The sequence below is a fragment of the Zunongwangia sp. L-65 genome (genome assembly GCF_056859415.1).
Map to the genome: position 1 here is coordinate 94535 of NZ_JBSXOK010000084.1, position 11794 is coordinate 106328.

The 11794-nt window shown below is 36.6% G+C and carries 10 protein-coding genes and 1 tRNA gene; 8 read left to right on the forward strand and 3 right to left on the reverse strand.

What is annotated here, in order from left to right:
- The first annotated feature begins 87 nt into the window (after window positions 1–87).
- The 8 genes from AC13DP_RS21765 to AC13DP_RS21800 all read left to right on the forward strand — a co-directional run bounded on the left by AC13DP_RS21765 (window position 88) and on the right by AC13DP_RS21800 (window position 9071).
- Window positions 88–161, forward strand: a tRNA-Met gene (locus AC13DP_RS21765).
- 754 nt (window positions 162–915) lie between these two features.
- Complete coding sequence (locus AC13DP_RS21770; protein WP_347407239.1) at window positions 916–1521, forward strand: TetR/AcrR family transcriptional regulator; 606 nt, start codon at window positions 916–918, stop codon at window positions 1519–1521.
- A 118-nt stretch (window positions 1522–1639) separates the two neighbouring features.
- Window positions 1640–2989 (forward strand): TolC family protein, encoded by a 1350-nt coding sequence (locus AC13DP_RS21775; protein ID WP_483068477.1) that lies wholly within the window; start codon window positions 1640–1642, stop codon window positions 2987–2989.
- A gap of 7 nt (window positions 2990–2996) precedes the next feature.
- A complete protein-coding gene (locus AC13DP_RS21780; RefSeq protein ID WP_339814347.1) occupies window positions 2997–4061 on the forward strand; it encodes an efflux RND transporter periplasmic adaptor subunit in 1065 nt (354 codons plus the stop codon).
- Window positions 4062–4069: 8 nt separating this feature from the next.
- Entirely contained in the window at window positions 4070–7201 is a 3132-nt protein-coding gene (locus AC13DP_RS21785) for an efflux RND transporter permease subunit (RefSeq protein WP_483068478.1), read from the forward strand.
- A gap of 59 nt (window positions 7202–7260) precedes the next feature.
- Window positions 7261–8322, forward strand: coding sequence for an adenylate/guanylate cyclase domain-containing protein (locus AC13DP_RS21790; protein ID WP_483068479.1), 1062 nt, complete (start codon window positions 7261–7263; stop codon window positions 8320–8322).
- Window positions 8323–8324: 2 nt separating this feature from the next.
- On the forward strand, window positions 8325–8711 hold the full coding sequence (locus tag AC13DP_RS21795; protein ID WP_483068480.1) for a hypothetical protein: 387 nt from the start codon (window positions 8325–8327) through the stop codon (window positions 8709–8711).
- A 69-nt stretch (window positions 8712–8780) separates the two neighbouring features.
- Window positions 8781–9071, forward strand: a complete 291-nt coding sequence (locus tag AC13DP_RS21800; RefSeq protein WP_483068481.1) for a hypothetical protein — start codon at window positions 8781–8783, stop codon at window positions 9069–9071.
- A 66-nt stretch (window positions 9072–9137) separates the two neighbouring features.
- Here the strand turns inward: AC13DP_RS21800 and AC13DP_RS21805 are convergent, their stop codons facing one another.
- The 3 genes from AC13DP_RS21805 to AC13DP_RS21815 all read right to left on the reverse strand — a co-directional run bounded on the left by AC13DP_RS21805 (window position 9138) and on the right by AC13DP_RS21815 (window position 11655).
- The gene (locus AC13DP_RS21805; RefSeq protein ID WP_483068482.1) at window positions 9138–9380 is read right to left on the reverse strand and encodes a hypothetical protein; all 243 of its coding nucleotides are present in this window, start codon (window positions 9378–9380) and stop codon (window positions 9138–9140) included.
- Between the two features lie 315 nt (window positions 9381–9695).
- Window positions 9696–10076: a response regulator gene (locus AC13DP_RS21810; RefSeq protein ID WP_483068483.1), complete on the reverse strand. Its 381-nt coding sequence runs from the start codon at window positions 10074–10076 to the stop codon at window positions 9696–9698.
- The gene (locus tag AC13DP_RS21815; RefSeq protein ID WP_483068484.1) at window positions 10054–11655 is read right to left on the reverse strand and encodes a hypothetical protein; all 1602 of its coding nucleotides are present in this window, start codon (window positions 11653–11655) and stop codon (window positions 10054–10056) included. The genes AC13DP_RS21810 and AC13DP_RS21815 overlap by 23 nt, the downstream gene beginning before the upstream one ends.
- Window positions 11656–11794 lie beyond the last annotated feature (139 nt).

Below are 11794 nucleotides of genomic sequence, written 5' to 3' on the forward strand. Positions count from 1 at the left end.
TGCGGCATTTTAAATTGTTGTTATATTTGCACCCGCATTTGCAACAAAGTGTAAATGTTTTGTGATAGCAGTAATACTGCACTATACGGCGAGATAGCTCAGTTGGTTAGAGCGTCGGATTCATAACCCGGAGGTCCCGAGTTCAAATCTCGGTCTCGCTACTAAGAAAATCAAGGCTTCACAGAAATGTGAAGCTTTTTCTTTTTACACCTAGTACAGAATAAGTACAGAATTTCAGCTTTTTCAAATAAAATAAAAAGAGTATTTTAGAATAATCTTATTTAGTAGCAATTGAGATGAAATTTTAAGTTTTTTTCCTAAAATTTAATCGAGAAAATAATAACTCTTACGTCATATTCTAAGTTTAGTACCTAATATCTTTTTTAATTATTCCATTACTAAGTGGCAGATTTCTAAATTTCTACCAAATTTTAAAGTTTTACTTTTCTTTTATGGGTTTAATCACATTAACCGCATAAATAGAGAACATAGTGCGACAGGATTCGAACCCATCTGAAAAACCTTGTATTTATTGACTTTATCAAAGTTAACCTTGCAATTGTTAACCGAATTGTGAACCGTTTTAAAAATTTACTTTCGTCAGGTTTAAATTTTTATAAATATAGTTATTTTTTTTCCTTCCAATGGTTTGTCAATTGTATATTTATTTGCTCTTTAAAGGTACTTTTCCTCTTTACCCTTGGGAGAATATAATTTCAGTATACCTTTCTTAAAAATCCTTTTCAGTCCTCAAATCATCATTAAAGCTAAAATGAATTTACCATTATAGAACACGTTTTCTTATGCTTTTATACTTTATAGGTGAACAGAACTACTCTACAAAATATTAAAATGACTTCTTTTGGTTGATATTAAAAAATTATTCCTACATTTGCATACCAAACGTTCGGTTTTATGAAGGACTCTAAAGGACAAATATTAAAAACCTCATTACTTCTTTTTTTACAAAAAGGATTTAAAGAAGTGACGATGAAAGAAATTGTAAAAAGTTCAGGGTTTTCAAAAGGAGCTTTTTATCATTATTTTAGTAGTAAAGAAGAGGTCTTTAAAGAAGTGATAGACGTTTATTTCAGTCAAATGCTTCATCTCGATTACAATAATTTACCCTCCAATTCTTTACAATCATTTTATCAGGCTAATCTGGAAATTCTTCAAGAGCGGGATAATATATTGCAAAGTTGGTATAGGGAAACTTTCGAGGGAGATTTCCCCAATAATATGTATTACATTCTATTTGATGCCCTTCGCCTATTACCGGAAGTTAAAGAACAACAGACCAAGAGGATTCAGGAAGAATTGAAGGCCTGGGAAAAAGTCATCACCAATGCACTGACTACCGGAGAAATCAAAACTACGTTTTCACCTCAAAATTTGGCAAAGCAATTTGTATATAGTAGTGATGGAATTGCAATGCATATGATAATGATAAGTAGTTCTGAAAAACTTTTTAAGGAGGTAAAGGAAATCTGGGACAGTCTTTACGAAAGTGTAAAAGCTTAAAAAATTTTATACTAGTACATACCGAATGGTCGGTTCAATCGATGAAATAATGACTTTTTATAAGAATGACTTTTTTTAGTTGTAAACATACCGAACAGTCGGATTAAATATAAATAAGATGATAAAATACAGAAAACTTTTACTCCTTTTCGGAGTACTCCTTACTTTTTTACAAGCGAATGCGCAGAAATCCAAGGAGCTATCTTTAAAAGAGGCATTGAATTATGCACTTGAACATAAAGCGGATGCTAAAAAGGCAGCGTTGGATATCTCCAAAAGCGAATATCAAATTCAGGAAAAAAGGGCGGAAATATTGCCTACCATCGCATTGGATGGCAACCTGATTAATAATCCTATTCTTCAGGAAACCGCCTTACCTGGTGAAATTCTTGGAGAACCCGGCACCGTAGTAATGGCTCCTTTAGGTCAAAAATGGAACGCCGATGGGGGAATTAATTTAACACAGAAATTATTTGATCAATCGGTGTTTATCGGATTGAAAGCGGCAAAATCTAGCCGGGAGTTCTACCAAATCAATCAGCAACTTACCGAAGAAAATGTAATCGAAAAAGTGGCTTCACAATATTACCACACTCTCATTTTACAAGCCAATCTGACTGCGGTAGATACCACCTATCAAAATACCGTAAAGATTCAGCAAATCATTATAAGTCAATTTGAAAACGGACTGGCTAAAGGAATAGATGTAAAGCGTATTCAGGTAAAAGTGGCTAACCTTCAGGCGCAGCAACAAGAACTTCGGAACTCCATTCAAATCAGTAAAAACACCCTCAAGTTTTTAACCGGTTTACCTATGGAGATGATGATTACTTTAACGGAAGAGTCCTCTCCCCTCCTACCTCAAATTGAAAAAGAAACTTTTAACGTCAGCGCTCTCAACGCCTATCAATCGCTAACGAAAGAGAAAGAATTACGCAACTATGCGTTACAGGAAAGCAAGGCGGCCAATTATCCTACGCTTGGTCTTAGCGCTCAGTATCATTATCAGGGGTTAGGCGATACCTTCCCCATTGGAAAGGATGAAACCCAGCAGGTGTACTGGACGGATTATTCCAGTATCACCCTTAACCTGCACATCCCTATTTTTTCAGGATTGAAAACACGCGCTAAAATAAGACAGGCACAATTAGATGTGGAAACCCTTCAACTGGACATAGAAGATAAAAAACTATCGCTTCGGGCAGATTTCGAAAACGCGAAAAATCAAATCAGAACTAGTGAAATTACGATTGAAAATCAGCAGCAAAATGTCGTTTTGGCCAAAGAAGTCGTGGAAGATATTCAGAACAACTACACCAACGGACTCGCTCCACTAACTGATGTACTGGATGCCGAAACTTCCCTGATCGAAGCGCAAAATAATTATAACAAGGCGATACTCGATTATCGTCTGGCACTACTCGACTATTTAAAATCAAAAGGCGAATTACAAACCCTCTTAAAATAAGCAGAAAATGAAAAAAATAATATACACTATACTCATTGGCACCATAGTCCTTGGTGGGGCTATTTACCTCCTTCTTTCCAATAAAAAGCAAAATCAGCAGGAAACCGCTTTGATTACTCAAAAGAACGACGCTATTAGCGTTAAGGTAGATACGGTAAAACGCATTACCCCACAACTCAGTTATAGTAGTAACGGAACCTTTAAACCGGAACAGGAACTCATCGTCACCCCAGAAACTTCAGGCACCATTTTAAAAATTATGGTCAAAGAGGGCGATCAGGTACGGAAAGGCCAAACCCTGGCCTATCTCAAAAAAGATCAGGCCAATGTATCCTATCAGAATGCCAATGCCAATTACGAAAATGCCTTAGAGAATTATGAACGTTATCAACGGGCATACAAAACAGGCGGGGTAACCCAGGAGCAATTAGAACAAATGAAATTGCAGTTGGATAACGCAAAATCAAGTTTGGAAAATGCCAATTTGGATATTGAGGATACCCGCATTAAAGCTTCTATAAATGGTGTGATCAATAAAAAATTCGTAGAAACGGGAGCTGTTGTAAATACGGGTACATCCCTTTTTGAAATTGTAGATATCACGACTTTAAAACTTCGGGTAAGCGTCCCAGAACTACAGATTTCTAATATTCGTGCAGGTCAGGAAGCGCAGATTCAATTAAACGTTTATCCCGATACCACATTTACCGGCAGCGTATCTTTTGTGGCCGCAAAAGCAGATGGTTCTCTTAATTTTCCGGTGGAAATCACCTTACAAAACAGCCAAGTCCATCCTATAAAAGCCGGGATGTACGCTACGTCCATTTTCAATTTTTCTTCCGAAGAAATACACCCGATAAGAGTTATTTCTCGCAATGCCTTTACCGAAGGTTTGGGAGAAAGTGATGTTTTTGTGGTAAAAAACAACCAAGTCCACCTGCAAAAAGTACGAACAGGTAGAAACCTTAATAATCAGGTAGAAATTCTTAATGGCTTACAAGTTGGAGACGTGGTTGTGACTAGCGGACAGATCAATTTAGAAGATCAATCTGCTATACAAATTATTCAATAAAAAAAGATATGAAACTAGCAGCAATACCTATCAAACGTCCCACAATTGTAGTGGTTCTTTTTACCATTCTTATTTTAGGCGGACTTTATAGCTACAGTAGGTTGGGCTATGAATTGTTACCAAAATTCAGCCTCAATTTAATTACTATTTCCACTCCATATCCCGGAGCTTCTTCCAGTGAAGTGGAAAACTCGGTGACTAAGAAAATCGAAGATGCCATCTCTTCGGTAGAAAATGTCAAAAAAATAGAATCGAAATCTTTCGAAGGACTTTCAACCGTAAGTTTAACCCTGACTTCCGATGCCGATGAGAATGAATCCTTAAATGATGCGCAGCGTAAAATCAATGCGATTGAAAAAGACTTACCAGACGATGTAGACCCGCCATCACTCAGCAAATTTTCGCTTAGCGATTTGCCCATTATCACCATTGGTGCCACTGCCAATATGGAAGAAACAGCATTCTACGATTTACTGGATAAAAAAATAAAACCGGTACTCTCCAGCACCAAAGGTGTAGGCCAAATCACTGTCATTGGAGGTTCCGAAAGGGAAATACAGGTAAATATTGATCCTGAAAAAGTAAAAGGCTTCAATTTAACATTGCCCCAGGTGGTCAGCATTATTTTGAGCTCAAATATTGATTATCCTACCGGAAATTTAAAGACCCGCCACAATCGGGTGCTGATCCGTTTATCGGGTAAGTATGAAAATGTGGAGGAGCTACGCAATTTGGTGGTGAGTTCCACCGATGGTATCCAGGTACGGGTACGCGATATCGCTGAAGTAAGGGACACCCAAGAAGAAGTTACTAAAATTGCCCGGATAAATGGCAAAGATGCTATTATAATGCAGGTAATGAAACAGTCGGATGCCAACGCTGTAGAAGTGAGTGAAGCCATTTACCGCAGTTTAAAACAAATGGAAGCGCAATATGCCGGCAATCAGGTGAAATTACCTGTTGTAGATGACAGCAGTGAATTTACCTTACAGGCATCAGATGCTGTCATGCACGATTTAATATTAGCAGTGGTATTGGTCGCCGTGGTCATGCTGTTTTTCTTGCATACCATACGTAATGCTTTTATTGTAATGGTTTCCATTCCCGCATCCCTTATTGCCACATTTATAGGAATGTACCTCTTGGGATATACGCTAAACCTGATGAGTTTATTAGGACTTTCGCTGGTGGTGGGTATTCTAGTAGATGATGCCATTGTAGTATTGGAAAATATCTACCGTCATATGGAAATGGGGAAAAACCGGATTCAGGCCGCTTATGACGGGATGATAGAAATCGGGTTTACCGTTTCTGCAATTACCCTGGTAATTGTGGTGGTATTTCTTCCCATCGCGATGAGTACCGGGTTGGTTTCTGATTTAATTGCACAATTCTGTGTTACCGTCATCTTGGCAACCTTATTTTCCTTGCTTTCTTCCTTTACCATTGTTCCCTGGCTTTCTTCCCGGTTTGGGAAACTAGGAAAAATCACGGGTAAAAATTTCTTTGAAAGAATCATTTTAAGCTTTGAAAAAGGACTGGATAAATTCACCCATTTTGTAAGTGGTTTATTAAAATGGTCGTTGGTTCACAAAGGAAAAACCACCCTCATTGTGATGGTATTATTTATAGGTTCGTGTTCGCTTTTGGTAATGGGGTTTATCGGTGGGGAATTCCTTCCTCCGGTAGATCGCGGACAGTTTGTGGTACAATTGGAACTCAACAAAGATGCCTCTTTGGAAACCACGAATCTGGCTACTCAAAAAGCGGAAAAAATACTGAGTCAACATCCTGAAGTTAACCGCTTAGTCACTACTGTGGGGCAAAGTAGTGACGGAACTGTGGGCACTCAGGAAACTCCTTTTAAATCTGAAATTACGGTAGCCTTAGTCGATAAAGCCAAGCGGAAAGATAAAACAACCGTATTTGCCGCCCAGGTGAAACGGGAATTACAACAAGCCCTGGTGGGGGTAAAAATTAAAACCGCTACGGTAAGTATTGTAGGAGGCGCTGATGACGCCCCGATATCCCTGACCATTACTGCTCCCAATTATACAGATGCCTTGGAATTTTCTAAAAAAGCGCTGGATTCTTTAGCCAAAGTTCCAGGGGCTACCCAAATAAAAAGCAGTGCAGAAAAGGGGAATCCTGAAGTACAGGTTTCCATAGACCGGGATAAAATGGCGGCTTTAGGGATTGGATTGCAGGATGTAGGAATGGCTATGCAAACCGCTTTTAACGGCAACACCGATGGGAAATTCCGTGCCGGGGCTTATGAGTATGACATCAATATTAAATACAATGCGGGGCATCGGTTGTCTATTCAGGATGTGCGCGATATTTCTTTTGTGAATGCTGAAGGCAAAAGGGTGAAATTATCACAATTTTCGACTATTACCGAAGGTACTGGGCCTAGTTTTTTGGAACGTCGGGACAAAAGTGCCGCAGTGACTATTTCTGCACAAGCGGCAGGAAGACCTTCCGGCGATATTGCTGCCGATTGGGAAGAAGCTTTTGCCAAGATTCCACGAGAAAATGGCGTAAGTTATATCTGGGGTGGCGATATGGAAAACCAGTCGGATAGCTTCGGAACCTTACTCATCGCATTATTAGCCGCTATTATTCTGGTCTATCTTATTCTGGTGGTGTTATATGACAGTTATCTCTACCCATTGGTAGTGCTATTTTCCATTCCGCTTTCCTTTATTGGCGCTCTTTGGGCCTTGGCGCTTACCAATAATGCCCTAAACATATTTACCATTTTGGGAATCATTATGCTTATTGGCTTGGTGGCGAAAAATGCGATTCTTCTGGTCGATTTCACCAATCATCAGAAAGCCGAAGGGTTGGATACTTTTACGGCCCTTGTAAATGCCAATCATGCCCGGTTACGCCCTATTCTAATGACCACCATAGCAATGGTAATTGGTATGATTCCTATTGCACTGGCCAGTGGTGCCGGCGCAGAGCTCAACAACGGATTGGCCTGGGTGATCATCGGCGGACTTATCAGTTCACTGCTGCTCACTTTGATTGTGGTACCGGTAGTTTATGCCGCTTTCGATAAACTGGCTATAAAATTCAAAGGAAAAAACCACAATGCAGAGGCCATCAATAATTTGGTCACCTCAAAAAATTAAGGGGATGCCCACACGGCTTAAAGAAAAAAACGAAATGAATAGGATAATCTAGTACAACGATGTATATCAACAACTATAAAGCAACGGAAATAGCTATCATTATATGTAGTTGGATGCTGGCCCTTCTTCTTTTTGCTTATTTAAAATTTGGGGATGTTAATGATGCCTTTTTAATCCAATGGTATGATAAACAACTATTTTTTAATAGGAATATTTATAGTGTTGTCTTGGCATACGGCCTCTTGTTGGGATCGCTTTTAAGCATTATACATTTATATGTTTATCCTAGAATTATCCAGACCCCTTCTTTTACCAAAAACATCATTGCGAGGAGCGTATCTTTTTTAGTGTGTTTTAAAACCGCTGATATTATTATCAGCTTATTGTATAACGGACTTAATGATTTTCATTTAAGCTATTCCAACCAAAATAGCATTTTAAGAAGTTTATTCCTATACGCTGTAATTATCAATTTTCTAACTGATTTTTTCTTATTAATGCGAAAAAATTTAGGGCCAGATTACTTCTTTAACCTTATAAGGGGGAAATACCATAGGCCACGGGAAGAAAACAGAATCTTTATGTTTTTAGATTTAGCTTCTTCCACTACAATAGCGGAAAGAATAGGCCATATTGCTTATAGTTCCTTACTACAGGACTGCTTTAGAGAACTTACGCCATTACTACTTAAAAACAATGCCAGCATATACCAGTATGTAGGGGATGAAGCTGTGATCACCTGGAAAATCAATAAGCATACGAAAAGGAATCAATGTTTAGATTTATTTTTTTCTTTTCAGAAAAGATTACAGAAAAAGAAAGATTATTATTCGCAAACCTACCATACTGTACCCTTTTTTAGAGCATCTATTAATGAAGGCAGGATCGTAATGTCGACCGTGGGGGAACTAAAAACGGAAATCGTATATCACGGCGACGTTCTAAATACCGCGGCTAGAATACAGTCACTTTGCAAAACGTATGATACTGATCTTTTGATTTCTGAAAATTTCTATGGAAATATCAACGACAAAAAAATATTCCAATTCAAGTGCTTCAATAATATAGCTATTACAGGAAAAGATAAAAACATCAATATTTATAGTGTAAATCGTAACTAATAATGAAATATATAAAATGGCAAAATGGTGTGGCCATAGCCTGTGGAGTTTTTACAATTGTTTTTCTCTCCATTGCCTTCGCATTGCTGGAAAGTCAGATATATCCAGAATCCACTGAATTATTTGGAAAGATAAGTCTAAACATTCACGAGTGTTATTTACTTCTTTTAAAATTAAGTGCCAACCTTTTTAGTTGTTTTTTAGGCGGGTTGGTCATCGCTTTTATCAGTAAGAAAATCCAAAATATAATTTGGGGAAGTGCTTTTATCACCCTAATTATTATTTGGTTATGGTATAGCACAAAGAATCCTACGCTATTTTGGATTGTTTCAATTCTTGGGATTTTTCCCAGTATGTATTTGGGGCACCGTTTGATAAGAAAAAACTGAGAGATTTTTATCTAATTAGATGGCATCGAAAAATCAATCGCCATTCAATTAGCAAGAGGGACTAAAGTTGTGCTGGCTACCCGAAGTAAGAAAAAATTAGTAATTCTTAAGCAGCAGATTCTGGAAGAAAATGGACAGGCAGCATATGCGGTCACGGATGTTACTAAAAAGAAAGATCTTAGGCAACTGGTCGATATTGCTGTCCGGATTTATTCTGCTACCATTGATAAATTCTTTTGCTGTCCTGGATTCTTAAGTATGCTTTTTACAGAGAATAGAAATCCTTTATTTGTTTGTAAGATCGTATTTTCCAATTCAGAAAATATGTATTTTCTATCGATCCTGCTAAACCTTTTTTGACCACAATTCCCACAGTAATTTTCTTCTATGGATTTTCCACAATTTAAACAAGATTCAGCCATTTTATTATAGATTTCTTCTCTTAATTTCCGTTTTTGTTTTCATATAATCTCGCCCAGAACGAAATAAGAAAAATATAAAAACGAATGGCATAAAAATAAAAACTTTAGCTCCTTTATTTATGGTAATTATAATAGCACAAGTCACTAAAATAATAATCATCATAGCGTAAAAGCCTAAAATGATTTTTTTTGCTTTTAAATCTTTTAGTAATTTTTTATCTGATAGCTCTTGTATATTTATATTCATTATTAATCTTAATTACGCTTGTTGACAATTCTGCTAACTATAGCTAAAAATAGAATTTTTTAGAACATTATTTTTATAGACTTTTAGGGTACTTTTTTCCAATGCTTGGTTTTGGGGACTTCTGCCCTTAAAAACTCAGTGTTTTTCTTAAATTCCCCCTCGCCTAACGGCTACTATTAAAATGCTCAGCAAAAAGCTTTGTAAACCCATTCTTCACTTTCCGCTTTATACAAAATCAATTCAGTATTCTTATAAGTTGTTGTAACAATCGTGTCGACTAGATTATAAACCTGTCTATTTTTGATTGGTTTTTTATCAATTCTGAAGTAGCAGATCATTTTTCAATTTTTCCACTTTAGGATACGTTAAGGGTTTTATAATAAATGATTTCACTCGGGAGTGCTTATAGGAACGCCTTTTATCTCCCTCGGTTGGGGTCGAACTTACGATAATAACCTTAATGTTATCAAATCTTTCATGAGCATCCAGGTATGCCAGCACATCCCAACCGTTTAAAACAGGCATGTTTAAGTCTAAAAACAATAGTATCTTCTCATTAACCATATTTTCGATACAAGATATTGCTTGTTTAGGATTAGTAAAAACATCAATACTATCTTCAGGAAAGAGACTGCTTACAACTTTTTGATTGATAATATTGGTGATAGGATCATCATCTAAGAGTATAATAGTCATGAATTTCTTCTTTAGTTTCTGAAATTTCACAAATTTTACGCACCAGCATATCTAGTTTTTTACTTTCTGTATCCATATAATGAATAAATTGAGTCACCTCCTCGTTTAATTTCTGATTACGCAAAATATGAATTATCCCAAGAATATTTGCTAAGGGGGCACGGACAATATGAGCTTGCGTCCATTTTATTTCATTAAGCTTACGGTATTGCGTCTCAAGAGCTTTTACTTTTTCCATCTTCTCCGTAATTTCCGTGGAAAAACCGGATACTCCAATTATTTGATCGCTATCTTCCTGGATTATAGGGTTAAGAGAAATTTCATAATATCTAATTCGCTGAGTTAATTTATCCATTTCACAATATTGAAAATTTATTTGTTCTCCCTGAAAAGCCTTTCTATACATTATAAGCCATTGCCAACGATTTTTTCTGGTCATTTGAGATAATAAACCGCTTTGGTCTTCCCCTGATTCCACAACTTTATAAAAATTACGAACATGATCATGAAACGCCGGATTAGACAGGATTAAATTATGCTTCCTATCAACTACCCAGATACAATTCCTAGCACTTTGAATTACATAGCGCTGTAAATGTTGAATTTTTTTGAACTGAAACTCCTGAAATTTAACTTTAGAGATATCCCTAAAGTAAATATAGCTATTCGTCGTGCTGTGGATAATAGTATATTCATACCATTTATTTTTCTGTCGATCATAAACCTGGCCTACAAGCGTTCGTTTTTTAGCCAGTTTTTTCTTTACTGTATTAAAAACCACACTGGCATAAGCGCCATTTTGGGCTAATTCTTGCATTGATTGCCCGTAAAGACCATTATTTAAGCCTAACATTGTAATTAACGCTGTATTATACTGAACTATTTCTTCATTATTGTTGAGTCTAAGAACACCTACATGAATGGTATCTAAAATCTCTTTTCTTTCATTCAACACTTCTAACAAGTATTTTCTACTTTCACGCTCAGGTGTAATATCTTCAAGAATACCGGAAATTTTAAAAGGAAGATTGTCTTTAAATATAATTTTAGCAATTGCCTTAAAATGACGGTTCCTACCTTTGCCGACTAATGCGTGAAATTCAAAAGATTGAATACTTGAATATGGATTTTTAAAAAGGGCATTAAATATTAGTTTACGATCATTTGCCGTAACAGCCATTTGCCAAATCATATTTTCGGCAATATGTTCAGGGGAATTAAACATCTTAAAAACATTCTTTGACCAGGAGATCTTTTTCGAGCTTACATCATACTCCCACTCCCCTACCATACGATTATATTGTAAGAGGCTGATCGTATTAGAAAGCTCCTGCAACTTGTTGTTAGAAAATTCTAAATGTTTTTGAATACAGTTTTTTAAATGTCTTTTATCTAACCAGTCGGTATATAATACGTCTGCATATCCTAAATCTTGTATCGTAGAGAAATCCTCTTCGACATCAGGATTCAAAATAAGGATGGCTTTATTGTTTGCTATCGGTTTTTTAGGAATGCCCTGATCTATAGAATTGTGATGAACAAATACAAAATCAACATTACTCGGTTTTACTGAAGACAATCCGAAATCATCCATATGATTAAGCCCCAATTCCTTTAAAATAAGGGACAAATCTTTATAAAGTGAGCTAGATGTTGTATCGATTTTAAAAAAAAGACAATGCCTATTGTCCATAACTAGAGGTATTTATTAAATGCTT

What these genes read in the sequence shown, in the direction of transcription:
- AC13DP_RS21770 (WP_347407239.1), top strand. Translation starts at nt 916, where the DNA reads ATGAAGGACTCTAAAGGACAAATATTAAAAACCTCATTACTTCTTTTT.
- AC13DP_RS21775 (WP_483068477.1), top strand. Translation starts at nt 1,640, where the DNA reads ATGATAAAATACAGAAAACTTTTACTCCTTTTCGGAGTACTCCTTACT.
- AC13DP_RS21780 (WP_339814347.1), top strand. Translation starts at nt 2,997, where the DNA reads ATGAAAAAAATAATATACACTATACTCATTGGCACCATAGTCCTTGGT.
- AC13DP_RS21785 (WP_483068478.1), top strand. Translation starts at nt 4,070, where the DNA reads ATGAAACTAGCAGCAATACCTATCAAACGTCCCACAATTGTAGTGGTT.
- AC13DP_RS21790 (WP_483068479.1), top strand. Translation starts at nt 7,261, where the DNA reads ATGTATATCAACAACTATAAAGCAACGGAAATAGCTATCATTATATGT.
- AC13DP_RS21795 (WP_483068480.1), top strand. Translation starts at nt 8,325, where the DNA reads ATGAAATATATAAAATGGCAAAATGGTGTGGCCATAGCCTGTGGAGTT.
- AC13DP_RS21805 (WP_483068482.1), bottom strand. Translation starts at nt 9,380, where the DNA reads ATGAATATAAATATACAAGAGCTATCAGATAAAAAATTACTAAAAGAT.
- AC13DP_RS21810 (WP_483068483.1), bottom strand. Translation starts at nt 10,076, where the DNA reads ATGACTATTATACTCTTAGATGATGATCCTATCACCAATATTATCAAT.